This is a genomic window from Streptosporangium sp. NPDC023615, from assembly GCF_040640155.1.
Lineage (GTDB): Bacteria > Actinomycetota > Actinomycetes > Streptosporangiales > Streptosporangiaceae > Streptosporangium.
In genome coordinates, this window is record NZ_JBFABE010000006.1 from 179,496 (window position 1) to 203,814 (window position 24,319).

Genomic DNA, 24,319 nt, shown 5'->3' on the forward strand with positions numbered 1-24,319 from the left:
AACTCGGGTGACGAGCTTCGACGAGCCGCTGGCGAAGGCGCTGGACCCAAAGACGGCCAAGCTGCTGGAGAGCGTTCTCGATCTGCGCACCGTCGGCGACCTGCTGCGGCACTACCCGCGCCGCTACGCCGAGCGTGGCGAGCTCACCGACCTCGTCGACCTGCAGGTCGACGAGCACGTCACCGTGGTGGGCGAGGTCACCAGGGCCATGCGCAGGCCGATGCGCAACAAGGGCGGCACCTGGCTGGAGGTCGAGGTGGCCGACGCCCGCGGCAGCAAGATCTACCTGTCCTTCTTCGGGAAGACCTCGCACATCGCCGAGACGCGGCTGCGGCCCGGCAGGCGGGGCATGTTCGCCGGCAAGGTCGGCGCCTTCGGCCAGGGCGAGAAGCGCAAGTGGCAGCTCTCCCACCCCGAGTTCGAGATGATCGAGGAGAACGAGACCGGGGCCGAGGAGTTCGCCGCCGCGCTCGTGCCGATCTACCCGGCGGGCAAGGACGTGACGCCCTGGGCGATCCGCAGGGCGCTGGGCGTCGTCCTCGACACCATGGGCGAGCTGGACGATCCGCTCCCGGCCGCGCTGCGCGCCCGGCACCGGCTCCCCGGTCTGTCGGACGCGCTGCTGGCGATCCACCGCCCCCGCGACCACGCCGACGTGGGCAGGGCGCGCAAGCGGCTCAGGTTCGACGAGGCGTTCCTGCTCCAGGCGGTGCTGCTGCAGCGCAAGATGGCGGCGGCCGCCTGGGCGACCACGCCCCGGCCCGCGATCGAGGGCGGGCTGCTCGCGGCGTTCGACGAGCGGCTGCCGTTCGAGCTCACCGAGGGGCAGCGCGAGGTCGGCGAGGAGATCGCCGCCGACCTGTCCCTGCCCCACCCCATGCACCGGCTGCTCCAGGGCGAGGTCGGCGCGGGCAAGACCGTCGTGGCGCTGCGGGCGATGCTCCAGGTGGTCGACGCGGGCGGGCAGGCCGTGCTGCTGGCCCCCACCGAGGTCCTCGCCCAGCAGCACCACCGGTCGATCTCGGCCATGCTCGGGGACCTGGCCGCCGGCGGCATGTTCGGCGGCACCGCGGTCGCCCTGCTCACCGGCTCGCTGGGGGCCGCGGCCCGCCGCTCGGCCATGCTCGACGCCGCCTCGGGCACGGCCGGCATCGTCGTCGGCACCCACGCCGTCCTGCAGGAGCGCGTCCAGTTCGCCGACCTCGGCCTGGTCGTGGTGGACGAGCAGCACCGGTTCGGCGTGCAGCAGCGCGACGCCCTGCGGGAGAAGGCGGGGGAGGGCCGCCCGCACGTGCTGGTCATGACCGCCACGCCCATCCCGCGCACGGTCGCGATGACGGTCTTCGGCGACCTGGCCGTCTCCACGCTCTCCCAGCTCCCCTCCGGGCGCGCCCCGATCACCACGCACGTGGTCCCCGCGGCGGAGAAGCCGCACTTCCTCGACCGGGCCTGGACGCGGCTGCGCGAGGAGATCGGCCTGGGCCGCCAGGCGTACGTGGTCTGCCCGCGCATCGGCGACCTGGAGGGCGACGAGGGCGACATGTCCAAGGCCGACGACGAGCGCAGGCCGCCGCTGGCGGTGACGGAGGTGGCCGAGACCCTGTCGGCGGGCCCGCTGGAGGGGCTGCGCGTCGAGGTGCTGCACGGCAAGCTCCCGCCCGAGGACAAGGACGCGGTGATGAGGGCCTTCACCCGCGGGGAGATCGACGTCCTGGTGGCGACCACGGTCATCGAGGTCGGCGTCGACGTCCCCAACTCCTCGGTCATGGTCATCATGGACGCCGACCGGTTCGGCGTGTCCCAGCTCCACCAGCTCCGCGGCCGGGTCGGCCGGGGCGGGCTGCCGGGCCTGTGCCTGCTGGTGACCGACGCGCCGGGCGGCACTCCCGCCCGGGCCAGGCTCGACGCGGTGGCGGCCACCCTGGACGGCTTCGAGCTGTCCCGTGTGGACCTGGAACAGCGCAGGGAGGGTGATGTGCTCGGAGTGGCGCAGTCCGGGCGCAGATCGTCGCTGAAGATGCTCGCGCTGCTGCGCGACGAGGAGGTCATCCACGCCGCACGCCTGGACGCCGAGGCCATGCTGGAGGCCGACCCCGGGCTCGCGGGCCACCCGGTGCTCCGCGCCGAGATCGACAGGCTCCTCGCGGACGAGCGCGCCGAGTACCTGGAGAAGGCGTGACACCCCGTCCGGGACGTCTCACGCGCCCGGGACGTCTTCCGCGCCTGGGATGTCTCACGTACCCGGGATATCTCGAGCGTCCCGGGCCTTCCGTGTGTCCGGGACGTCTCGCGCGCTCGCGCGGTCCCGGGGCTCGGGGTCCGCACCCGGTCTCCCGCCTCGGGCCGAGAAGCCCAACTGCGGGGACGGCCTCCCCCCGAATGCCGTCCCCGCCTGGGCCCACTCCCGGGTCAGGTGCCGAGAGCACCGGCGTGCGGAAGGGCTCACGATCACGCCGGTCGGCCTCCCCCTGGGTCACTTGGAGGCCGCAGGAAACATCATGCAAGGGACGGGCACCGGACGGAACGACCCTTGCGCTTTCGTCGCCACTCCTTGCCCACTCTTGACCTAGATCACCTGCCAGGACCCTTTTGACCTGCGGTTATGTGATGCGCCGCGACACGCCGTGCTGCGTGCGCGGCGCCGCGGGGCACCGGTCGCGCGCCGCGCCGGCGGTGTCCGGAGCCCGGACCGGCGGCGTCCAGAACCCGGATCGGCGGTGTCCGGAGCCCGGGTGGGCGGTGCTGGGAGCCCGGACCGGCGGGGGCGGGGAGCGCGGCGCGCTGAGAGGATGACCGGGTGAGCCGAGTCATCGCGGGAAGCGCAGGAGGGCGGCGGCTGGCCGTCCCGCCGGGGCGGGGGACCCGCCCCACGAGCGACCGGGCCAGGGAGGGGATCTTCTCCACCGTCGGGTCGCTGATCGGGCCGCTGGACGGATGCGCGGTGCTCGACCTGTACGCGGGCTCGGGCGCGCTCGGGCTGGAGGCGCTCTCCCGGGGAGCCGCTCACGTGACGCTCGTGGAGTCGGACGCCCGCGCGGTACGGACGATCAGGCAGAACGTCGCGTCCCTGGGCCTGGCCGGGGCGCGCGTCGTCGCCGACCGCGTGGAGCGCCTGCTGGACAGGGGCCCCGCGGCCCCCGCCCCCGGACGGGACGCCGGGGCCCGGCCGGGGCGGGGGACGGGGCCGGACGCCGGGACCGGGCCGGATTCCGCGAGCTCCGCGAGCTCCGGTGAGGCCGGTGACTCCGTGCGCGCGTACGACCTCGTTCTCGCCGATCCGCCGTACGCGCTGGGGGAGAAGGAGGTTCGGACGGTGCTGGAACTGCTGCGCGACCGGGGCTGGCTGGCGCCGGACGCCCTGATCGCGGTGGAGCGGGAGACCAGGGGCGGCGCCCTTGTCTGGCCGGACGGGTACGAAGAGGAGAGGGGCCGTCGTTATGGCGAAGCGTCCGTTTGGTACGGTCGCGCCGCCGGGAATCCTTAGAGCAGCAGGGGGTCCACCTTGCGTCGCGTTGTCTGTCCGGGATCGTTCGATCCCGTCACGAACGGTCATCTCGACATCATCGGCCGGGCCTCCCGGCAGTACGACGAGGTCGTCGTGGCGGTGCTGATCAACATCGAGAAGAAGAGCCTCTTCACGGTGGAGGAGCGCATCCAGATGCTCCAGACCGTCACCAAGGAGTACGGGAACGTCCGCGTGGACAAGTTCCACGGCCTGCTGGTCGACTACTGCAGACAGCAGGAGATCCCGGCCATCGTCAAGGGGCTGCGCGCGGTCAGCGACTTCGACTACGAGCTCCAGATGGCCCAGCTCAACTACCGGATGTCGGGGGTGGAGACCCTGTTCATGGCCACCGGCCCCGAGGTCTCCTTCCTGTCGTCCAGCCGCATCAAGGAGATCGCCAAGTACGGCGGCAACGTGGCCGGACTGGTCCCGGACCTCGTGCAGGAACTCCTGGTCGAACGGCTCAGGGGCTAGGCACTGGTATTCTCTTGTTTCGGCCTTGCACGACGGCGGTGATGCGCCATGCCTGATGAGAGTGAAATGAACCAGCGTACCCTTGACCCCCGAGCCCCATGGGTGATCTCTACCCATGACCTGGGGCGGCGGCCAGGGTCGATGCGCCGGATGAGTCTCACCCTCCCGGCACCGGCGGACATCGGCGTCGACATGATCGGCGTCCCCAAGGACGCCGACGTCGAGCTGGAGATCCGGCTTGAGGCGGTCATGGAGGGTGTGCTCGTCACGGGCACTGCGCGGTCCCCGCTGCGGGGGGAGTGCGCACGCTGCCTGGAACCGGTCACCTCGCACACCGAGGTGGAGTTCCAGGAGCTGTTCTTCTACTCGGCAGAGGATGCTGCCGAGGGTGACTCGCTTCTCGACGGTGAACTTCTCGATCTCGAACCCGCGTTTCGCGACGCGGTCGTGCTCACGCTTCCGCTGAGCCCGGTCTGCAGTGAGGACTGCGCCGGGCTCTGCGTGGAGTGCGGGGTCAGGCTGGCGGACGCCGAGCCCGACCACGGCCACGAAGTCATCGACGCCCGCTGGGCCAAGCTGCAGGGCCTGGTTCCGGAACATAACAACGATCAGGAGAGCTGACGTGGCTGTCCCAAAGCGCAAGATGTCGCGGAGCAACACTCGCTCCCGCAGGTCGCAGTGGAAGGCCGCCGCGGTTTCGCTCGTGAGCTGCCCCCAGTGCCGCTCGCCGAAGCGTCCGCACGTGGCATGTCCGACCTGCGGCACGTACAACCGCCGTCAGGTGATCGAGCCCTCCGCCTGATCGCACGCTGACCGACGGTCGCCGGCCGGGTCCTCACGGATCCGGCCGGCGCCACCGTGCTCACCCCTGCGATGGCGGTCCGCCCGCGGCTGTGGTGGACGCCGGGGTTCGCGGTAGAACGCGTACCCTCTTTCCCGGCGCCCACCACGTCTTCGGGGTCTTCGGGCATCTCTTCGGTCCTCATCTTCGCCATCGCGCATTCGATCACAGAACGTGCGAGGAGAAGTCATGGCCACGAGCGTCAAGCCGGTCGCCGTCGAGTTCGTCAAGGACGAGCTGGAGCGCCTGCTGGCGGTCCACCTGGACGTCGCCATCCTGGAGCGGGCGCTGACCCACCGCTCCTACGCGTACGAGAACGGCGGGCTGCCCACCAACGAGCGCCTGGAGTTCCTGGGCGACTCGGTGCTGGGCCTGGTCGTCACCGACACCCTCTACCGCAACCACCCCGACCTGCCCGAGGGCCAGCTCGCCAAGCTCAGGGCCGCAGTGGTCAACATGCGCGCCCTGGCCGACGTGGCCCGCTCGCTGGGCCTGGGCCGGTTCCTGCGGCTGGGCCGGGGCGAGGAGGGCACCGGGGGACGCGACAAGTCCTCGATCCTCGCCGACACCCTCGAGGCGCTGATCGGCGCGGTCTACGTGAACAGGGGCCTGGACGAGGCGTTCCGCGTCGTCCACCTGCTCTTCGACCCGCTCATCACCCGTTCGGCCTCGCTCGGCGCCGGGCTCGACTGGAAGACCTCCCTGCAGGAGCTCACCGCCTCGGAGTCGCTCGGCGTGCCCGAGTACCACGTCGAGGAGAGCGGGCCCGACCACGCCAAGTCCTTCACGGCGGTCGTCAGGGTCGGCGGGGAGGCATACGGCGCGGGCTCGGGGCGTTCGAAGAAGGAGGCGGAGCAGCAGGCCGCCGAGGCGGCCTGGAACCGGATCCGCCAGGACCGCGAACGACGCGACGCCGGCTGATCCGGCGCTGCCGTTCCGACGCTGCCGACGCTGCCGATCCGACGGAGGAGGGGCCATGCCCGAGCTGCCCGAGGTCGAGGTGGTCCGCCGCGGCCTGGAGCGGTGGGTCTCAGGACGGGTGGTCGCCCACGCCGAGGTGCTCCACCCCCGGGCGATCAGGCGGCACCTGCCCGGCGCCGAGGAGTTCTCCTTCCGTCTCAGGGGCCGCACCGTCGGGGTCGCCGAGCGCCGGGGCAAGTACCTCTGGCTGCCCCTGGACGGATCCGACGCGGTCCTGGCGCACCTGGGGATGAGCGGCCAGCTGCTGGTCGTGGAGCCCGGTTCCCCGCCGGAGAAGCACCTGCGCGTCCGGATGTCCTTCACCGACGGCGGCCCGGAGCTGCGCTTCGTCGACCAGCGGACCTTCGGCCACGTGCTGGTCACCCCGATGGCGCACGCGAGCGGCCGGGCGGTTCCCGAGCCGATCGCGCACATCGCGGCCGACCCGTTCGAGGAGCACTTCGACGAGGCGGGGTTCGCCCGGCGGCTGCGACTCCGCCAGACCGAGATCAAACGGGCGCTGCTGGACCAGTCGCTGATCAGCGGTGTCGGCAACATCTACGCCGACGAGGCGCTCTGGCGGGCCAGGCTGCACGGCGCCAGGCCCACCGGGGCGCTGACCGGGCCGAAGATCGCCGAGTTGCTGGCGGCGGCCCGGCAGGTGATGGCCGCGGCGCTGTCCGAGGGCGGCACCTCCTTCGACAGCCTGTACGTGAACGTCAACGGGGAGAGCGGCTACTTCGACCGGTCCCTGGCCGTCTACGGCAGGCGTGACCTGCCCTGTTCCCGGTGCGGGGCGCCGATCGTCCGCGAGGCGTTCATGAACCGCTCCTCCTACAGCTGCCCCCGCTGCCAGCCCAGGCCGAGAAGGACGGCGCGGTGACGCGGGCCGGGGACGGTCCGGAGGAGGCCGGGGTGACCGGCGCCGGGACGGACACGACCGCGACGGCCGGCGCGCGGACGGGCACGCCGAGGACGGACGCGACCGGAACGGGCACGGCCGGGACGGGCGCGGCCGGGACGGCGGACACGGCGCGGGTGCGGCTCACGGCCTGGGTGCGGGGACGCGTGCAGGGGGTGGGCTTCCGCTGGTGGACGCGGTCCCGCGCCCTGGAGCTCGGCCTGGCCGGCTGGGCGCGCAACACGGCCGACGGCCGGGTCGAGGTGGTCGCCCAGGGGCCGCGGCGGGCGTGCGCCGATCTGCTGGGGCTCCTGCGCGGGGGCGACACGCCCGGGCGGGTCGACGGGGTCGTCGAGCGCTGGAGCGAGCCCAAAGGTAGTCCCGAGGGGTTCGTCGAGCGCTGACCACTTCCCTAAACCACCCAAAATAAGGTATATTTGACCGTCGAGAGTGCCCATCGGTGCATCCATACGGAGCGTTCAACTTGACCGTCTCCCTCACCGGTGCGACTCTTGATAAAGAACCACGCGCACCCCTCCCGCGGCAAAGAAGTGCGCGAACCAGTCTGGTCACTCAGCGTGGAGGACCCTTTACTATGGCGAAGGCTCTACTCGGCCACGTCGGCGGTCCCGACCCTCGGATGGTCTCGGAAATGCGTCGCCTTCAGCAGCGCATCCGTGATCTCGAGGGAGAGCTCACCCGGCTCCAGGCCCAGAACGACGAACTCGCGGCAGGCAGTCGCGATGAGGAGTTCAACCGTCTGCAGGATCGCGAGCCGGCTCTCACCTAACGGGGCCGGGGCGGAAGGAACTGTCCAGGGACGCCTCATCGGGGCGTCCCTTGTCATATGACGCTGTATATGGCCTTATGTGGGTCATAAGCGTCCTATATGTCGTGCCAGGAAGGCGAGCTGCTCGGGTAACACCCTGCGGCGGTAGGCCGTGTCCTGGCACCCGTCGGCGATCCCACCCTCGGCCGTGGCGCCCAGCGCCTTGAGGGCCTTGAGCATGGTCTGGGTCTGCCGGGCCCACGCGTCGTGCTCGCCGCACCCCAGCCAGACCGGGATGTCCACGAGCTCGCGCAGCGGGGCCTGGGCCGCGCTCACCGCGGGCGACGCCGCGACGACCGCTCCCACCTGCTCGGGACCGAGCTCGGCGGCCAGCCTCAGCGCCCCCGCGCCCCCCGACGACCACCCCATCAGGCCGATCTTCGCGGTGTCCATCCCGTTCGAGGTCAGGTACGGCAGCAGCGCGCCCGGGATGTCGGCGGACGGCCAGTCGTCGATCGAGACGACCGCGAAGCGCCCGCCGCCCGCGGCCAGGTAACGATGGACGGCGTAGGTGCCGAACGGCGTGCGCGCGTCACCGGCGGCCCCGTGAAGCATGATCACGACGGGGAGCCCGTCCCCGGCCCCCGGCGGCAACCCGACGATCACCCGTCGCCGGTCCACGCGGCTGCGCTGGAGCGTTCCAGGGGACGTCACCGGAGGCCGGGGGAGCGGCCCGCAGACGATCTGGGCGTACGCGCTCCGGATGCCCTCGGGGCCGAGCGCCAGCGCGGCCGCTCCCAGGCTCAGCGTGGTCAGCCCGGCGCCCGCCAGGAAGGCGCGCCGCCCCGGCCCGCGCTCACCGCCCGCCGCTCCCGCCTCCCGCGAACCGGCCGTCCGGGGTCCCGGAGCCTCGGGGCCGGCCGTGGGGGGTCCCGACGTCCGGGATCCGGCCGTCCTGAGGTCCGACGTCTGGGATCCGGTCGTCCGAGGGCCGGGAAGCCCCGCTCCGGCGGGCCGGGAGCCCGGTGATCCGGTCCCGGGCGGCTCGTACCCGGGCGGCCGGGACCCCGGGGGGCACGACCTCGGCGGGTGTGGTCTCGGCGGGTGTGACGGAGCCTCGCTCTCACCGCGTTCCGCGTCCATGCAGGGCACGATAGGCGGTGCGCGGGCGGGCGGGGGTGAAGAACGGTAGTCTTCCCCGCGTGAACGGAGCCGCGGGCTGACGAGGGAGGACACGCTCGTCGCCGCCGGGAGCAGACCGGGAGCAGGCCGGCCGGGAGCGGGCCGGGGACGGCCGAGGGCGGCCGATGGCACAGGGCGCGCCCCGCCGGGGGGCGCGGCCGGACCGGGGAGGGGGTGCCGGGGTGTATCTGAAGACCCTCACCCTGCGCGGGTTCAAGTCCTTCGCCTCGGCCACCACGCTCCGGTTCGAGCCGGGCATCACCGCGGTCGTCGGCCCCAACGGGTCGGGCAAGTCCAACGTGGTCGACGCCCTGGCCTGGGTGATGGGCGAGCACAGCGCCAAGTCGCTGCGCGGCGGCAAGATGGAGGACGTCATCTTCGCCGGCACCTCCTCGCGGGCGCCGCTGGGCCGGGCCGAGGTCACCCTGACCATCGACAACACCGACGGCATGCTCCCGATCGACTACACCGAGGTGACGATCAGCAGGCTGATGTTCCGGGCCGGCCAGAGCGAGTACGCGATCAACGGTGACACCTGCCGCCTGCTCGACATCCAGGAGCTGCTCTCCGACTCCGGCATCGGCCGCGAGATGCACGTCATCGTCGGCCAGGGCCAGCTCGACCAGGTGCTGCACGCCGGTCCCGAGGAGCGCCGGGCGTTCATCGAGGAGGCCGCGGGCGTCCTGAAGCACCGCAAGCGCAAGGAGAAGGCGCTGCGGAAGCTGGACGCCATGCAGGCCAACATGACCCGGGTGCAGGACCTGACCACCGAGCTGCGCCGCCAGCTCAAGCCGCTGGGCCGCCAGGCCGAGATCGCCAGGAAGGCCGCGGTCATCCAGGCCGACCTGCGCGACGCCAGGCTCCGCCTGCTCGCCGACGACGTGCTCACCCTGCGCACCGCGCTGGAGCGGGAGATGGCCGACGAGGCCGCCGTGCTGGCCCGCCGCGCCGCGGTGGAGACCGAGCTCGAACAGGGCCAGGTCGCCGAGGCCGAGCTGGAGGCCGCCGAGGCCCAGGCCCAGCCGCGGCTGGCCGCCGCCCAGGAGACCTTCTTCCGGCTCTCCTCCCTGCGTGAGCGCCTGCGAGGCCTGGCCGGTCTCGCCGCCGAGCGACACCGGAACGCCTCCGACACCGCCGTGGAGCGGCGCGGGCGCGACCCGGAGGACCTGGAGCGCGAGGCCGAGGAGGCGCGCGAGCAGGAACGCGTCCTGGCCGAGCTCCTGGCCCAGGAGCAGGAGACGCTCGCCACGGCCGTGGCCGCGCGTACCGAGACCGAGGGGGCGCTCGCCGCGGAGGAACGGCGGCTCGCCGCCGAGGCCAGGGCCGCCGCCGACCGGCGCGAGGGCCTGGCCAGGCTCAGGGGGCAGGCCGGGGCCGCGCGCAGCCGCGCCACCGCGGCCGAGGAGGAGATCGGCAGGCTGCGCCGCTCGCTGGAGGAGGCCGAGCAGCGCGCCGAGGCGGCCCGGGCCGAGCACGACGGTCAGGAACGCGCCGAGCCGGCCGCCGATCCCGCCCTCGCCGAGGAGCTGGAGATCGCTCTGGAGACCGTCGAGCAGGCCAGGGAGTCGGTCGAGGCGGCCAGGGCCGGGGTCGAGGCCGCCCGCGCGGCGGTCGCCGGCCCGGACGGCGCGCTCGGCGCGGCCAGGGCCGCCCTGACCGCGGCCCGGGAGGCCGACCAGCGGGCGCAGCGCCAGGTGGCCGCGCTGGAGGCCAGGTTCGAGGCGCTGGAGATGGGCCTGGCCCAGGGCGCCGACGGGGCCGCGGCGCTGCTCGCCGAGGGACCGGCCGGTGTGATCGGCCCGCTGGCCACCATGCTCTCGGTACGGCCCGGCGCCGAGGTGGCCGTCGCCGCCGTGCTCGGCGCGGCGGCCGAGGCCGTCGCGGTCGGGTCGCTGCAGGACGCGGCCGACGCGCTGGAGTTCCTCAGGAGCCGCGAGGCGGGCCAGGCGTCCCTGGTCGTCACCTCGGGCGAGGCGGCGGCCCCGGCGGGCCGGGTGCCGCTGGAGGGCACCGAGTGGGCCGCCGACCTGGTCGTCGTCCCCGCCGAGCTCCGCGCGGCCGTCGCCGCCCTGCTGGGGGGCGTGCTGGTGGTGGACGACCTCGCGGCCGCCAGGAAGGCGGTGGAGCAGCTGCCCGGCCTGCGGGCCGTCACCCGCTCGGGCGACCTGCTGGGCGCCCACGCCGCCAGGGGAGGCTCGCCCGGCGGCACCTCCGCCCTGCAGATGCGGGCCGCGCTGGACGAGGCCGCCGCCGACCTGGCCGGGGCCCGGACCGCGGCCGAGCTCGCCGCGGACGGGCTGGAGGAGGCGGCCGAGGTCGAGGCCGAGGCGCAGGGGGCGGTCGAGACCGCGCGGGCCCGGGTCGCCGAGGCCCAGACCGGCGTGCAGAACGCCCAGGGCGGCCTCGACGCCGCCCAGGCCGCGCTGGACCGCCTGCGGGCCAGGCAGCGCGAGGCCGACCAGCAGGTGGCCGCGGTGGCCAGGCGGCTCGCCCAGCTCGGCGCCGCCGCCAAGGCCGCCCGCGACGAGTGCGAGCGGCTCGCCCGGGGCGTACGGGCCGCCGAGGAGGCGCGCGACCGGGACGCGGCCGGCCTCGCCGAGCTGGAGGAGCGGCTCGCCGCGGCCCTCGGGGCCGAGGAGGTCGAGACCGAGCCCGCCACCGACCTGCGCGACGAGCTCGCCGCGATCTGCGCGACGGCCCGGCAGGAGGAGATGGAGGCCCGCCTCGCCGTACGGACCGCCGAGGAGCGGGTCCGGGGCATCGAGGGCAGGGCCGAGGAGCTGACGCGCGCCGCCGAGCGCGAGCGCGAGGAGCGCGCCAGGGCGGCCGAGCGCCGGATGCGCCGCCGCGAGCAGGCCCGTACGGCCCAGGCGGTCGTGCGGGGCACCGAGCTGACGTTGCGCGCGCTGGAGTCCTCGCTGACGGCCGCCGCCGCCGAGCGCGACGAGGCGGAGCTGGCGCGCGGCCGGATCGACGCCTCGCTCAAGGCCGTCCGGGTCCGCGTGCGCGAGCTCTCCGGGGAGCTGGACAAGCTCGTCAACCGGGCGCACGGCAGCGAGATGGCGCGCACCGAGCAGCGCCTGCGCCTGGAGCAGCTCCAGGCGCGGGCGGTGGAGGAGTACGGGGTCGAGACCGAGACCCTCGTCGCCGAGTACGGCCCGGACGAACCGGTGCCGGTCGCCGACGGCGACCCCGTGCCCTACGACCGCGACGAGCAGCTCAGGCGCGCCAAGGCGGCCGACCGCCAGATGGCCCAGCTCGGCAAGGTCAACCCGCTCGCGCTGGAGGAGTTCGCGGCCCTGGAGGAGCGCCACTCCTTCCTCACCTCGCAGCTGGAGGACCTCAAGAAGACCCGCCGTGACCTGCTGCTGGTGGTCAAGGAGGTCGACGAGCGGGTCGAGCAGGTCTTCGGGGCGGCCTTCGCCGACGTGGCCCGCGAGTTCGAGACGATCTTCACGCGGGTGTTCCCCGGCGGGGAGGGCAGGCTGCTGCTCACCGATCCGGAGGACATGCTGACCACCGGCGTCGAGGTCGAGGCCCGCCCGCCGGGCAAGAAGGTCAAGCGGCTCTCGCTGCTGTCGGGCGGCGAGCGGTCGCTGACCGCGGTGGCGTTCCTGGTGTCCATCTTCAAGGCCCGGCCCTCGCCGTTCTACGTGATGGACGAGGTGGAGGCCGCGCTGGACGACACCAACACCCAGCGCCTGCTGACGCTCTTCGAGGAGCTGCGGCAGACCTCGCAGATCATCATCATCACCCACCAGAAGCGCACGATGGAGATCGCCGACGCGCTCTACGGGGTGTCGATGCGCGGGGACGGCGTCACCCAGGTCATCAGCCAGCGCCTGCGGGAACACGAGCCCGCCTGAGCGTGGGCGCGTACACCGGGGAGCGAGCATCCCGGGACGTCTGGAAAACTGTGGTCTTGTGGAAGCCTATCTCGGCATAATCGCGATCATCGCCGTCATCGCCCTGCTGACGGGCGGCGGCATGCTCCTGCTGTTCCGGTCGGTGCGCAGGACGCCGCCGCGGGTCGAACCGCCCCAGGCGCCGCCGGTCTCCGGGCAGCCGCAGGCGCCCGGGGGCGGCACGGCCGTGGACGAGGACGCGGCGACGACCACCGTGCCGCCGCCGGCCAGGCCGATCGACCCCGCGGACGTCACCGTCCTGCCGCCGGTCGAGGTCCCGCCGCCGTCGGCCGGCCGGATGGTGCGGCTGCGCGCCCGCCTGGCCCGCTCGCAGAGCACCCTGGGCAAGGGCCTGCTGGAGCTGCTCTCCCGCGACCGCCTCGACGACGACGCCTGGGACGAGATCGAGGAGACCCTGATCACCGCCGACGTCGGCGTGGCGCCGACCCGGGCGATGGTCGAGGAGCTGCGCACCCGCGTCAAGGTGCTGGGCAGCCGGACGCCCGAGGAGGCGCGCGCCCTGCTGCGGGAGCAGCTGCTCGCCCAGATCGGCACCGACATGGACCGTACGCTGCACGTCTCCCCGCACGGCGAGCGCCCGGCGGTGGTCCTGGTGGTCGGCGTCAACGGCACCGGCAAGACCACCACGACCGGCAAGCTGGCGCGCGTCCTCATCGGCGACGGCGGCAAGGTCGTGCTGGGGGCGGCCGACACCTTCCGCGCCGCCGCCGCCGACCAGCTCCAGACCTGGGGCGACCGGGTCGGGGCCGGGGTGGTGCGCGGCCCCGAGGGCGGCGACCCGGCCTCGGTGGCCTTCGACGCCGTCGCCGAGGGCATCAGGGAGAAGGCCGACGTGGTGATCGTCGACACCGCCGGGCGGCTGCACACCAAGACCGGCCTGATGGACGAGCTCGGCAAGGTCAAGCGCGTCATCGAGAAGAAGGCCACGGTCGACGAGGTGCTGCTCGTCCTGGACGCGACCACCGGCCAGAACGGCATGCGCCAGGCCCGGGTGTTCGCCGAGGTGGTCAACATCACCGGCATCGCGCTGACCAAGCTCGACGGCACCGCCAAGGGCGGGATCATCATCTCCGTCCAGCGCGAGCTGGGCGTCCCGGTCAAGCTGGTCGGTCTCGGCGAGGGCCCGGACGACCTGGCCCCCTTCGACCCCGAGGTCTTCGTGGACGCGCTCCTGGGCGAGTGACCCCCTAGCCCTCCTCTCCCCGGGCCCGTCCCGGGGAGAGGGTGGCGACGGGGATCACCAGGGGGGTGCCGGCCACCGGGTCCTCGATGACCCTGGCCTCCAGCTCGAACACCTCGGCCAGCAGGGCCTCGGTGAGGACCTCGGCGGGGGTCCCCGCGGCGACGATCTCGCCGCCGCGCATGGCCACCAGGCGGTCGGCGTAGCGGGCGGCGAGGTTGAGGTCGTGCAGGACCATCACCACGGTGCGGCCCAGCTCGCGGTGGAGCCTGCGCACGAGCTCCAGCACCTCGATCTGGTGGGCCAGGTCCAGGAAGGTCGTCGGCTCGTCGAGCAGCAGCAGGTCGGTGCCCTGCGCGAGGGCCATGGAGATCCAGGCCCGCTGGCGCTGCCCGCCGGACAGCTCGTCCAGCGGGCGGTCGCCCAGGTCGAGCAGGCCGGTCATGGCGAGGGCCTCGCCGATCGCGGACTCGTCGTCGGAGGACCACTGCCGGTACCAGGTCTGGTGCGGGTGCCGCCCCCTGGCCACGAGGTCGGAGACCGTCAGTCCCTCGGGGGCCGACGGCGCCTGCGGCAGCACGCCCAGGATCCTGGCGACCTCCCTGCTGGGCATCCGGTCGATGCGCTTGCCGTCCAGCAGCACCTCGCCGCCCGAGGGCTTGAGCAGCCGGCCCAGGGCGCGCAGCAGGGTGGACTTGCCGCACCCGTTGGGCCCGATGACGGCGGTCACCGTCCCGCTCTCGATCCCGAGGTCGAGGCCGTCGACGACCACGCGCTCGCCGTACCCCAGCCTGACGTCGACGGCTCGCAGTCTCACGTACGGCCCCTTCTGCGCACACGGACGAGGAGATAGATCAGGTAGGGGGCGCCGAGGACCGCGGTGACCACGCCCACCGGCAGCTCCACGGGGCTGAAGGCGGTGCGGGAGACCAGGTCGGCGCCGCTGGTGAGGACCGCGCCGGTCAGGGCCGACACGATCAGCGGGGGCTGTGCCACCCCGGCCAGGCGGAGCGCGATCTGCGGGGCGGCCAGGGCCACGAACGAGATCGGCCCGGCCGACGCCGTCGCCGTGGCGGCCAGCAGCACGGCGGCGAGGATCATCAGGCTCCTGGCCAGGTTCATCCGGACGCCCAGACCGGTCACGGTGTCGTCGCCGAAGCGCAGCGCGCCCAGCGAGCGGGTGCCGATCAGCGTCGGCGGGACGAGCACGGCGAGCGCGAGCGCGACCGGCAGGACGTGTTCCCAGCCCCTGCCGTGCAGCGAGCCGCTGATCCAGACCATGGCCCGGCCGCTGTCGTTGACGTCGCCGACGGTCAGCAGCCAGTACTTGAGGTTGACGCAGACCGCCGAGACGCCGATGCCGATCAGGACGAGCCGGTAGCCGTCCAGGCCCCGCCGCCAGGCCAGCAGGTAGACGGTCAGCGCGCCGGCGAGGCCGCCCGCCAGGGCCATGACCGGGACGCCCACCCCGGCGAGGGCGCCGCTCGTGCCGCCCCAGGTGTTCCCGGCCGCCACGATGATCGCCACCACGGTGACGCTGGCGCCCCCGGTGACGCCCAGGATGTCGGGGCTGGCCAGCGGGTTGCGGGCGACGGCCTGGGTGATCGCGCCGGCCAGGGCGAACGCCGCGCCGACGAGGGCGCCGGTCAGCGCGCGGGGGAGGCGGAGCTCCATGACGACGAAGTGGTCGGGGCCGTCGCCGGCGATCGCGGCGAGGACGTCCAGGACGCCCATCGGGATGTCGCCGAGACGCATGCTGAGCGCCATGAACAGCAGCGTGAGCGCCAGCAGGACCAGCGTCGCGGTGACGGAGCGCGGCCGCAGGACCCAGGAGACGGGCCCGGCGCGCAGCGCCCGCCCGCCCGGCGAGGCCCCCGGCTTCCGGGGTGTCTGCGGGGACACGGCGCCGATCACAACCGCACCGGCTTCCTGCGTCGTACCAGGACGATGAAGAACGGGGCGCCGGCGAGCGCGAGGACCACGCCGACCTCCAGCTCGCCCGGGTGGGCGACCACGCGGCCGACCACGTCGGCCAGGAGCAGGGTCGCGGCCCCGGCGAGGCCGGCGTACGGCAGCAGCCAGCGATGGTCGGGGCCGGAGAGCGGCCGGACCAGGTGCGGGACGATCAGGCCGATGAAGGCCAGCGACCCGCAGGCGGCCACCGAGGCGCCGGTGAGCAGGGTGATCGCGGTGATGCCCACGGCGCGGGTCAGGGTGACGTTCTGGCCGAGCGAGCGGGCGACGTCCTCGCCCAGCGAGAGCGCGTTCAGGCCGGGCGCGTTGACCAGCGCCACGACGAGGCCGGCGACGATGAAGGGGAGCACCTGCCAGGCCACGTCCGGTCCCTTGGCGGCGATGGAGCCCGCCTGCCAGAAGCGGAAGATGTCCATGGTCTGCTCGTCCAGGAGCACCAGGGCCGAGGTGAGCGCGTACAGGAAGGCGCTGACGGCGGTGCCGGCCAGGGCCAGGGTCACCGGTGTGGGCCCGCCCCGCCCGCCGACCATGCCGAGGGCGAACACGCCCGCGCTGGCCAGGAGGGCTCCGGCGAGGCCGAACCAGATGTAGCCGTACGGGCTGGTGACGCCCAGCGCCAGGATGGCGAGGACCATGGCGAACGCCGCGCCCTGGGTGACGCCGAGCAGGCCGGGATCGGCCAGCGGGTTGCGGGTGTGGCCCTGCATGAGGGCGCCCGCGACGCCGAGGGCGACGCCGGCCATGACGCCGATGGCGGTCCTGGGCAGGCGCAGGGAGCGGACGACGATGTCGTTCTCGGTGCCGGTGGGGGCGGTGAGCGCGTGCCAGACGTCGGCCACGGGGACCGGTCTGGCGCCGACGGTGACGCTCAGCGCGACCGCCACCGCGAGCGCGGCGAACAGGCCGCCGAGCACGAGGAGCCGCCGGCGACGGACGTTTCGGCCGGCCGGAAACGACGCGCGGTCGGCGGCGGCCGTCGTCGCGATCACCTGAGCTCCCCTTTTGTTGCCGGACCCGGTCGAGTATGCCACCTTAGGTAACGCTAAGCTAAATAAGGCTTACCTAATCTTTTCGAGGAGACCATCCAGATGAGAGCGCTGCGCGTCCTGGCCGTCGGAGTGGCGGGAGCGGTGCTGTCCGCCGGTCTCGCCGCCTGCGGTTCGAACACCTCCGGCCCCGTGGCGGGCACCTCCGGCTCCTTGGGCTCCTCCGCCGCTCCGGCGACGGGCTCCACGGCGGCGTTCCCCCGCACGGTCGAGCACGCGATGGGCAAGGCCGAGATCCCGGTCCAGCCCAGGCGGGTCGTCGCCCTCGACCAGAGCTTCGTCGACGCGGTGCTGACCCTGGAGACGGACGTGGTCGGCTACACCACCTACCGGGCGATCGAGGAGAAGCTCCCCGAGTACCTGACCCCGGTCCTCGGCCACGCCGCGCAGGCCACGTCGGTCGGCACCCTGGAGCAGCCCAGCCTGGAGCGGATCGTCGCGCTCAAGCCCGACCTGATCGTCTCGGCCAAGGTCCGCCACGAGGCGCTGTACGAGAAGCTCTCGCAGATCGCGCCGACCGTGTTCAGCGAGACCACCGGCGCCCTCTGGAAGGACAACCTCACGCTCGTGGGCCGGGCCCTGGGCAAGGAGGAGCTCGCCGCGACGAAGATCAAGGAGTACGGGGACCGCGCCGCCGCGATCGGCGAGTCGATCAAGGCCAGGGACGGCGAGCTGCCCACCGTCTCCGTGGTCCGCTTCGCGGGCGAGCCGACCGTCCGCCTGTACGTGGAGAACTCCTACTCGGGCCTGGTGCTGAAGGACGTCGGCTTCCCGCGGCCCGAGGACCAGCCGACCGTCACCGACACCATCATCGTGCCGATCAGCCAGGAGAACATCTCCCAGCTCGACGCCGACCACATCTTCGTCGCGGCCTATCCCGACCCGGCGGTCGGGGCGGTCAAGAAGAAGTTCGAGTCCAATCCGCTGTGGGGGAAGCTCAAGGGGGCCCGGCACGACGTCGACGACACCGTCTGGATGAGCGCCGTCGGCATGCAGGGCGCGCACGCCCTGCTGGACGACGTCGCCGAGATCTTCAAGGTCGACCCGGCGAAGGCCTCCTGACCCTTCGGCGCCCCGGCCCGTCCCTCTCGCGGCCCGTCCCCCACATGACCGGGCCCGTCCCCTCACACCCCGGCCCGCCCGCGGCCGGTCCGTGCCACGGTCCTCACGACCCCGGCCGGGCACCGGCCGCGGGCGTGGCGCAGGCTCCCCCGGATGCCCGCGCCCACGGGACCGGGCGCTCGCGACCGCGAGAAAAAGGATAAAACCGGCATCTTTCTGAGACGTACCACCGAAGAACCGGAAAAGGGCGCCCGGGGGATGAACCGACGGGCCTTGCTCGTCGTCTCCTGAAGAGGAGATTAAGTCCTCGGCGCACGGGAAGCGGGGAGACGTGAATACGGGTGTCACAGCTTCTGTGAACGCGGGGCACGTCCCGGCGGGCGCTCACGGCCGTGTGCCGGCGCGTCCGGTGGCGGTACGGGCCCGGTCCGGCTCGGCTGCCGTGCGATCCGTCCCGCCGAGGACCCCGAAAAGCGGATCTACCAGCGGTTATGTGATGATGGACACATCTCCTACCAAAGCAAGAGAACGATGTTACGCTACTGAGACTTGTTCGGCTGTAGGGCGTGTCGCACCCGCCGTGGACGCAGTCATCGATGATCCCCCTGGCCTCGTGAAGCTTTTAACGGCCCCCTTACGGGGTGTCTGCGAGCATCGAGTACGCCGCAAGGAAGAGTGGATCGCGACTGTGCCGGGCGGTAGTGGGGGGAAGAGCGCGAGGGGGATCGAATGATCACGATGACGGAAGAGCAGCGCCAGGACTGGTTCGAGCGTGACGTCGTGCCGGTGACCAGCCAGCTTTACGCGTCCGCGATGCGTCTGACCCGCAACACCGCCGATGCCGAGGACCTGGTCCAGGAGACCGTCACCAAGGCGTTCACCTCGTACCACCAGTTCCGTGAGGGGACCAACCTCAAGGCGTGGCTCCACCGCATCCTGACCAACAACTTCATCAACGACTACCGCAAGAAGCAGCGTTCGCCCAAGCTCTCGGCCACCGAGGAGATCGAGGACTGGCAGCTCGCCGCCGCCGAGTCCCACACCTCCACCGGGCTGAAGTCCGCCGAGACCGAGGCGCTGGACCAGCTTCCCGACAGCGCGGTGATGAACGCCCTGCGCGCCCTGCCGGAGGACTTCCGGGTGGCCGTCTACCTGGCCGACGTCGAGGGCTTCGCCTACAAGGAGATCGCCGAGCGGATGGGCACCCCCATCGGCACGGTCATGTCGCGCCTGCACCGTGGCCGCCGCCAGCTCCGCACCATGCTCGAGGAGTACGCCCGCGAGGAGGGCGGCTTCCGGTCGTCCGCCCAGATCCAGGCGGCCTGAGCCGCCGTCCGCCCGGATCCCGGCGACCAGGGCCCGTCGCCCGTCCGGTCACCGTGGCCGCACGCGCCGGTGAAGCGTGATCCGCGGGACGTGTCCGGACGCGCCGGCGGAACGTGATCGGCCGGACGCGCCGCCGGCACCCGGTCACCCGGCCGCGATCAGCGCGACCGCGCCCAGGGTGAAGCCCACCCCCACCACCTGCACGGTGTTGAGCCGTTCCCCGAGCACCTGACGGGCCAGCAGCAGGGTGCTCGCCGGGTACAGCGAGACGAGGACGCCGACCAGGCTCAGCATCCCGCGCTGCTGGGCGAGCATGAAGAGCACGTTCGCCGTCATGTCGAGGACCCCGGCCCCGATGATGAAGGGCAGCGCCCCCGATTCCGGGCGCAGGGCACGGCCGGTGGCCAGGGCCAGCAGCCCGATGGCGGCGACCGAGGCCACGCGGGCGCCGATCAGGGGCCAGATGCCGCCCCCCTCGGGAACCTGGGCGAGCAGGATGAAGAAGCCGCCGAAACCCGCTCCCGCGGCCATCGAGGTCAGGACCGGGCGGTATCCCCCGCTCGCCTTCCCGTCGGAGGAGGCGCGGCTCACCAGCAGCACCGCCAGCAGCGCCAGGGCCACCCCGCCGAGCGCCACCGGTGACGGGCGCTCGCCGACGGCGAGCCCGAACAGCACCGGCAGCACCGCCGAGACCGTGGCAGTGATCGGCGCCACCACCGACATCACCCCGGTGGCCAGCGCCTGGTAGAACAGCAGCACCGCCAGCGCGCCGGAGATCCCGGAGGCCGCACCCCAGGCCAGGGTCGCGAGGGTGGGCGTCCCCGGCAGGACCGGCAGCAGGGCGAGGGCCAGCACCAGCCCGGCGGCCTGGGAGAGCACCACCACCGCGAACACCCGCGCCCGGCGGGTCGCCAGGCCGCCGAGGAAGTCGGCGGTGCCGTACACCGCCGCGCAGGCCGTCGCGAGGATCACTGCCGTCATGCCGTCCCCCTAGTTCAATACAGTGAACTTTCCGGACAATATACGAAGTGCAATAGAGTGCCAAATGAGTTCACTACAATGAACCCATGGACCCAGAGACGATCACCGCGGCGGTCGCCAACAACGTGAGGGCCCAGCGGGCGCACCGGCAGATGACCCTCGACGAGCTCGCCGCCCGCTCGGGGGTGAGCCGGGGCATGCTGGTCCAGGTCGAGCAGGCCAGGACCAACCCGAGCATCAGCACGCTGACCCGCATCGCCGACGCGCTCGGGGTGACGGTCGCGCGGATGGTCGAGGTGTCCGACACCCCCGTGGTCAGGGTGGTCAACGGCGCCGACGTCATCACGTTCCCGCACGGCCGGTCCAGCACGGCGCGGCTGCTGGTCGGCACCGACGCCCCCGCCATCCTGGAGCTGTGGGACTGGCGGCTGGCGCCCGGCGACCACCACGACGGCGACGCCCACCCGCCCGGCACCCGCGAGATGCTGACCGTGCTGGAGGGGACGCTCACCCTCTCGGTGTACGGCAGGAGCCACCTCGTGCACACCGGCGACGCCGTCGTGTTCAGCGCCGACCGCCCGCACCGCTACGCCAACGAGGGCGACGACCCGCTGCGGTTCATGATGGTGGTCACCGAGCCGCGGGAGACCCCCGACCGCTGAGGACGCGGGCCCGGCGGGCCAGGGCCGCCCCGGACAGGGCCGCGGCGAGGCAGGCCACGGGGATCGAGGGCAGCACGTACCGGTGGTCGAAGTCCAGCGCGGCGACCGGGGCGACGAGCAGGAAGACGGCCGCCGCCCACGGCAGCAGGGCCGCCCGGCGCCGCCCGGCCGCCCCGGCCGCGCCGAGCAGCAGGAGCGCCCCGAGCAGCGGGCCGTGCAGGACCTCGGGATAGGGGTACGCGCCCAGGAGGTTCCCGTACGGCTGGACCGACGACATCCCCCGGATGTCGCCGTCGTAGTCCCGGCGCACCTTGTCGATCAGCGGGAAGGACGGCAACGGCCAGGAGCCGACCGGGAACGTCAGGGCGGGGGAGACGCGCAGGGGGTGGCGGACGGGGGTCGGCGAGAAGGTGAGCGCGGTGTCGCGGGCCACCTCGCGCAGGTAGTCCAGCGGCTGGGCGGCGATGGCGCGCAGCGCGAAGGACCTGGCCAGGTCGTTGTGGGCGAACCGGCCTCCCGGCAGCCTGTTGAGCGAGGCGCCGGCGGTCCAGACGTACTCGGACGCGGCGTCGACGACGGTGCCGTTCGGGCAGAGGACCGCCTCCCCGGCCGGAGGCCTGATCACCGAGCAGTCGGCGAACGTCATCGTGCGCGCCCACAGCGCCACGCCGTCGGAGCCGCTGAGCGCGAACCGCCCGTGGTGCTGCTGGTACCAGCCCGCGTACGCGGCCAGCGGGACCAGCCCGGCGACGGCCAGCGCCACCACCCGCCGCCGGCCGGCGCGCCGCAGGAGCAGGTGGAGCAGGACCAGCCCCAGCAGCGGCACCGCGACCGTACGGGTGAGGCCGGCCAGCGCCAGCAGCAGGCCCGCCACGGCGACCGTCCGCGTGGACGGCCGGGCCCGCCACATCAGGACCGTCAGGGCGGCGGTGATGAGGAAGATGAGCTGGGTGTCGGAGAGCACGGCGTGTTCGAGCCGCAGGAAGGCGGGGTTGAACAGCACGGGCAGGGTCGCCAGGGTCGCCCCCCACCGGGGGAGCGTGTGACGGCGCAGCAGCAGGTAGATCATCACTCCGGTGCCGAGGCCCATGGCGTGCTGGACGCCCGCGACGAGCTCCACGCTGTGGAAGGGCAGCAGCAGCCTCAGCAGGAAGGGGTAGCCGGCCGGATGGAACGCGCCGGAGGGCGCCAGGTGGACGGCCGTGTCCAGGTAGGTGAAGGAGTCGTACCAGTAGAGCTGCGCGGTGTCGTAGCCGAGCATGACGAGGACGCGCAGTCCCGCCGCCAGGACGGCCACCACGATGAACGGCCGGTGGGCGCCGGAAGCACCGAGGGCGGCGCGGGCGGCACGGGCGGCACGGGTGGCGCGGGCGCCGGGGGCGCCACGCCGTCCGCTCCCTTCGCGCGGGGCGGGTGCGGGCCGGACCTCGCCGGGTGGGATGAGCATGGACGTCCCCCGTCACGGGGCCGGGGGATTCCCGGCACGGTGGGAGCAGTCCAGCGATCGACCGATAATCTTGCCGTCACCAAGTTCGGTTATGCCCGCGTTATGCCGTCTGTGCGACGCTGACGCGACTCGGAGCCGGGGGTGTCATGCGGGTACTGGTCGTCGAGGACGAGCCGATGCTCGCCGACTCGATCGCGGAGGGACTGCGCGGGGAGGCGCTCGCCGTCGACGTCGCCTACGACGGGGAGGCCGCGCTGGAACGGCTGCGGCTCCACGACTACGACGTGCTCGTCCTCGACCGGGACCTGCCGGGCGTGCACGGCGACGAGGTGTGCAGGACCGTGGTCGCCGACGGGGCCCACGTGCGGATCATCATGCTCACCGCGGCGGGCGACGTCCGCTCGCGGGTGACGGGCCTGTCCCTCGGCGCCGACGACTACCTGCCCAAGCCGTTCGCGTTCGAGGAGCTGACGGCCCGCGTGCACGCGCTGGGGCGCCGGGCGCGGCCCGCCGATCCGCCGTTGCTGAAACGGGCGGGCATCAGCCTGGACCGGGCGCACCGGCAGGTGTTCCGCGACGGGCTCTACGTACCGCTCGCCCGTAAGGAGTTCGGCGTGCTGGCCGAGCTGCTGCGCGCCGGCGGGGCGGTGGTCTCCAGCGAGACGCTGCTGGAGAAGGTGTGGGACGAGCACACCGACCCGTTCACCAACACCGTGAGGACCACGATGATGAAGCTGCGCCGCAAGCTCGGTGACCCGCCGGTCATCGAGACCGTCACGGGCGCCGGGTACCGCATCCCATGAGCGACCGAACCTCCGCGGTCTCCCCGGTCTCCGCGGGGTCCGAGGGTGCTCCGGGGTCCGCCGGGCCGAAGAGGGCAGGGGATTCGAGGGGTTCGAGGGGGACGAGGGGTTCGAGGTGGCCGGCGGTGGCGAGCGTGCGCCTGAGGGTGGCCCTGGCCTGCGGCATGGTGTTCCTCCTCGCCGGCGCCCTGCTGCTCGCCACGGTCGCCCTCGTCGTACGGCACAACCTGGAGCCTCGCGACGGGCTGCGGCACCCCCGGTACATCGATGTCGCCTACGTCCGCTACATGGAGTGGAACCACGAGTACCGGGTGGCCGAGCAGCGGGTCGCGCAGGTCAGGCGCGTCTACCAGGCCGACACGGTCCAGAACGTCCTCACCGTGGGCGGCCTCGCCCTCCTCGTGACCGCCGGGGTGGCCACGGCGGCCGGGTGGCGGTTGTTCGCGGGCTGGACGCTCCGCCCCGTGCGGTCGGTGGCCGTGAGCGCCCGGAGCATCGCCCAGAGCCACGATCTCACCGGGCGCATCGCCCACGACGGTCCGCAGGACGAGGTCAAGGAGCTCGCCGACACCGTCGACACCGTCCTGGCCCGCCTGGCCCGTTCCTTCGACGGCCAGCGGCGCTTCGTCGCCAACGCCTCCCACGAACTGCGCACCCCGCTCACCATCAACCGCACCCTGGTGGACGTGGCGGTCCGGCGTCCCGACGCGACCGAGGACGTCAGGCGGCTCGGCGAGTCGCTGCTGCTGGTCAACGCCCGGCACGAGCGGCTGATCGACGGCCTGCTCGCGCTGACCGAGGGGGAGCAGGCCGTCCTCCACCGCCGTCCCTTCGACCTGACCGACGTGGTCGAGCACGTGCTCGACCTGGCGGGCAAGGAGGCCGGGGAACGCGAGGTGGTCATGCACCGGCTGCTGGACCCGGCGCCGACCGCCGGTGAGCCGGTGCTGGTCGAGAGGCTCGTGCAGAACCTCGTGGAGAACGCGATCCGGCACAACCACGACGGCGGCCAGGTGTGGGTGTCCACCCGGCAGCGCGCCGACCGCGTGGAGCTGGTGGTGGCGAACACCGGGTTGCCCGTCCCGCCCTACGAGATCGAGACGATCTTCGAGCCGTTCCGGCGGCTCCACGGGGACCGGCTGCGCTCCGATCGCGGCAGCGGCCTGGGACTGTCGATCGTCAGGGTCGTCGCCGAGGCCCACGGCGGCACCGTGACCGCGAGCTCACGGGAGGAGGGCGGTCTGACGATCGCCGTCGAGCTGCCGCGCGAGGAGCCCTGA

At 73.1% G+C, this 24,319-nt stretch carries 22 protein-coding genes; 16 read left to right on the plus strand and 6 right to left on the minus strand.

Translation table 11 applies throughout. The annotated features are described in order from the left end of the window. The first annotated feature begins 7 nt into the window (after window positions 1-7). The 9 genes from recG to AB0G16_RS07360 all read left to right on the plus strand — a co-directional run bounded on the left by recG (window position 8) and on the right by AB0G16_RS07360 (window position 7,471). Entirely contained in the window at window positions 8-2,179 is a 2,172-nt protein-coding gene (recG, locus tag AB0G16_RS07320) for an ATP-dependent DNA helicase RecG (protein ID WP_362800052.1), read from the plus strand. Between the two features lie 618 nt (window positions 2,180-2,797). Continuing rightward, on the plus strand, window positions 2,798-3,484 hold the full coding sequence (locus tag AB0G16_RS07325; RefSeq protein WP_362800055.1) for an RsmD family RNA methyltransferase: 687 nt from the start codon (window positions 2,798-2,800) through the stop codon (window positions 3,482-3,484). Window positions 3,485-3,502: 18 nt separating this feature from the next. Then, window positions 3,503-3,979, plus strand: coding sequence for a pantetheine-phosphate adenylyltransferase (gene coaD / locus AB0G16_RS07330; protein WP_344967716.1), 477 nt, complete (start codon window positions 3,503-3,505; stop codon window positions 3,977-3,979). Between the two features lie 66 nt (window positions 3,980-4,045). Further along, window positions 4,046-4,600 carry a YceD family protein gene (locus AB0G16_RS07335; protein WP_362800059.1) on the plus strand — a complete coding sequence of 185 codons (555 nt, stop codon included), beginning with the start codon at window positions 4,046-4,048 and terminating at the stop codon, window positions 4,598-4,600. 1 nt (window position 4,601) lies between these two features. Next, a complete protein-coding gene (gene rpmF, locus AB0G16_RS07340; RefSeq protein ID WP_012894381.1) occupies window positions 4,602-4,781 on the plus strand; it encodes a 50S ribosomal protein L32 in 180 nt (59 codons plus the stop codon). A gap of 228 nt (window positions 4,782-5,009) precedes the next feature. Beyond that, a complete protein-coding gene (gene rnc / locus AB0G16_RS07345; protein WP_362800062.1) occupies window positions 5,010-5,741 on the plus strand; it encodes a ribonuclease III in 732 nt (243 codons plus the stop codon). A 55-nt stretch (window positions 5,742-5,796) separates the two neighbouring features. Beyond that, complete coding sequence (mutM, locus tag AB0G16_RS07350; RefSeq protein WP_362800065.1) at window positions 5,797-6,663, plus strand: bifunctional DNA-formamidopyrimidine glycosylase/DNA-(apurinic or apyrimidinic site) lyase; 867 nt, start codon at window positions 5,797-5,799, stop codon at window positions 6,661-6,663. Between the two features lie 155 nt (window positions 6,664-6,818). Continuing rightward, window positions 6,819-7,085 (plus strand): acylphosphatase, encoded by a 267-nt coding sequence (locus AB0G16_RS07355; RefSeq protein WP_362800213.1) that lies wholly within the window; start codon window positions 6,819-6,821, stop codon window positions 7,083-7,085. A gap of 191 nt (window positions 7,086-7,276) precedes the next feature. After that, entirely contained in the window at window positions 7,277-7,471 is a 195-nt protein-coding gene (locus AB0G16_RS07360; RefSeq protein WP_344894261.1) for a hypothetical protein, read from the plus strand. Window positions 7,472-7,555: 84 nt separating this feature from the next. Here AB0G16_RS07360 and AB0G16_RS07365 read toward each other — a convergent pair whose 3' ends face one another. Then, window positions 7,556-8,164, minus strand: coding sequence for an alpha/beta hydrolase-fold protein (locus tag AB0G16_RS07365; RefSeq protein WP_362800069.1), 609 nt, complete (start codon window positions 8,162-8,164; stop codon window positions 7,556-7,558). A gap of 650 nt (window positions 8,165-8,814) precedes the next feature. Here AB0G16_RS07365 and smc point away from each other — a divergent pair. Then, window positions 8,815-12,498 carry a chromosome segregation protein SMC gene (gene smc / locus AB0G16_RS07370; protein ID WP_362800072.1) on the plus strand — a complete coding sequence of 1,228 codons (3,684 nt, stop codon included), beginning with the start codon at window positions 8,815-8,817 and terminating at the stop codon, window positions 12,496-12,498. Window positions 12,499-12,556: 58 nt separating this feature from the next. Further along, window positions 12,557-13,741 carry a signal recognition particle-docking protein FtsY gene (ftsY, locus tag AB0G16_RS07375; RefSeq protein WP_362800075.1) on the plus strand — a complete coding sequence of 395 codons (1,185 nt, stop codon included), beginning with the start codon at window positions 12,557-12,559 and terminating at the stop codon, window positions 13,739-13,741. Window positions 13,742-13,745: 4 nt separating this feature from the next. Here the strand turns inward: ftsY and AB0G16_RS07380 are convergent, their stop codons facing one another. From AB0G16_RS07380 to AB0G16_RS07390, 3 genes are read right to left on the minus strand one after another with little or no spacing between them, the layout of a single operon-like run. Then, window positions 13,746-14,555, minus strand: coding sequence for an ABC transporter ATP-binding protein (locus AB0G16_RS07380; RefSeq protein ID WP_362800078.1), 810 nt, complete (start codon window positions 14,553-14,555; stop codon window positions 13,746-13,748). Continuing rightward, entirely contained in the window at window positions 14,552-15,640 is a 1,089-nt protein-coding gene (locus AB0G16_RS07385) for an iron chelate uptake ABC transporter family permease subunit (RefSeq protein ID WP_362800080.1), read from the minus strand. Before AB0G16_RS07385 ends, AB0G16_RS07380 begins: the two co-directional genes overlap by 4 nt. An 8-nt stretch (window positions 15,641-15,648) precedes the next feature. Further along, complete coding sequence (locus tag AB0G16_RS07390; protein WP_362800083.1) at window positions 15,649-16,701, minus strand: iron ABC transporter permease; 1,053 nt, start codon at window positions 16,699-16,701, stop codon at window positions 15,649-15,651. 99 nt (window positions 16,702-16,800) lie between these two features. Between AB0G16_RS07390 and AB0G16_RS07395 the strand changes: the two genes are divergently transcribed. Both AB0G16_RS07395 and AB0G16_RS07400 read left to right on the plus strand, forming a co-directional pair. Beyond that, on the plus strand, window positions 16,801-17,820 hold the full coding sequence (locus AB0G16_RS07395) for an iron-siderophore ABC transporter substrate-binding protein (RefSeq protein WP_362800086.1): 1,020 nt from the start codon (window positions 16,801-16,803) through the stop codon (window positions 17,818-17,820). A 729-nt stretch (window positions 17,821-18,549) separates the two neighbouring features. Next, window positions 18,550-19,146: a sigma-70 family RNA polymerase sigma factor gene (locus AB0G16_RS07400; protein ID WP_362800089.1), complete on the plus strand. Its 597-nt coding sequence runs from the start codon at window positions 18,550-18,552 to the stop codon at window positions 19,144-19,146. A 144-nt stretch (window positions 19,147-19,290) separates the two neighbouring features. On the opposite strand, the gene AB0G16_RS07405 is transcribed toward AB0G16_RS07400, so the two are convergent. Further along, complete coding sequence (locus tag AB0G16_RS07405) at window positions 19,291-20,127, minus strand: EamA family transporter (protein ID WP_362800091.1); 837 nt, start codon at window positions 20,125-20,127, stop codon at window positions 19,291-19,293. 86 nt (window positions 20,128-20,213) lie between these two features. Between AB0G16_RS07405 and AB0G16_RS07410 the strand changes: the two genes are divergently transcribed. Beyond that, window positions 20,214-20,789: an XRE family transcriptional regulator gene (locus AB0G16_RS07410; RefSeq protein ID WP_362800093.1), complete on the plus strand. Its 576-nt coding sequence runs from the start codon at window positions 20,214-20,216 to the stop codon at window positions 20,787-20,789. Here AB0G16_RS07410 and AB0G16_RS07415 read toward each other — a convergent pair. After that, on the minus strand, window positions 20,758-22,236 hold the full coding sequence (locus AB0G16_RS07415) for a phospholipid carrier-dependent glycosyltransferase (protein WP_362800096.1): 1,479 nt from the start codon (window positions 22,234-22,236) through the stop codon (window positions 20,758-20,760). The genes AB0G16_RS07410 and AB0G16_RS07415 overlap by 32 nt on opposite strands. A gap of 146 nt (window positions 22,237-22,382) precedes the next feature. Between AB0G16_RS07415 and AB0G16_RS07420 the strand changes: the two genes are divergently transcribed. Next, window positions 22,383-23,039, plus strand: coding sequence for a response regulator transcription factor (locus AB0G16_RS07420; protein ID WP_362800099.1), 657 nt, complete (start codon window positions 22,383-22,385; stop codon window positions 23,037-23,039). A 125-nt stretch (window positions 23,040-23,164) separates the two neighbouring features. Continuing rightward, window positions 23,165-24,319 carry a HAMP domain-containing sensor histidine kinase gene (locus tag AB0G16_RS07425; protein ID WP_362800102.1) on the plus strand — a complete coding sequence of 385 codons (1,155 nt, stop codon included), beginning with the start codon at window positions 23,165-23,167 and terminating at the stop codon, window positions 24,317-24,319.

Bases quoted from the DNA above. Each gene is read 5' to 3' on its own strand.
- rnc (WP_362800062.1), top strand. From the start codon at position 5,010: ATGGCCACGAGCGTCAAGCCGGTCGCCGTCGAGTTCGTCAAGGACGAG.
- AB0G16_RS07400 (WP_362800089.1), top strand. From the start codon at position 18,550: ATGATCACGATGACGGAAGAGCAGCGCCAGGACTGGTTCGAGCGTGAC.
- mutM (WP_362800065.1), top strand. From the start codon at position 5,797: ATGCCCGAGCTGCCCGAGGTCGAGGTGGTCCGCCGCGGCCTGGAGCGG.
- AB0G16_RS07395 (WP_362800086.1), top strand. From the start codon at position 16,801: ATGAGAGCGCTGCGCGTCCTGGCCGTCGGAGTGGCGGGAGCGGTGCTG.
- AB0G16_RS07335 (WP_362800059.1), top strand. From the start codon at position 4,046: ATGAACCAGCGTACCCTTGACCCCCGAGCCCCATGGGTGATCTCTACC.
- AB0G16_RS07410 (WP_362800093.1), top strand. From the start codon at position 20,214: ATGGACCCAGAGACGATCACCGCGGCGGTCGCCAACAACGTGAGGGCC.
- AB0G16_RS07360 (WP_344894261.1), top strand. From the start codon at position 7,277: ATGGCGAAGGCTCTACTCGGCCACGTCGGCGGTCCCGACCCTCGGATG.
- AB0G16_RS07405 (WP_362800091.1), bottom strand. From the start codon at position 20,127: ATGACGGCAGTGATCCTCGCGACGGCCTGCGCGGCGGTGTACGGCACC.
- AB0G16_RS07415 (WP_362800096.1), bottom strand. From the start codon at position 22,236: ATGCTCATCCCACCCGGCGAGGTCCGGCCCGCACCCGCCCCGCGCGAA.
- AB0G16_RS07420 (WP_362800099.1), top strand. From the start codon at position 22,383: ATGCGGGTACTGGTCGTCGAGGACGAGCCGATGCTCGCCGACTCGATC.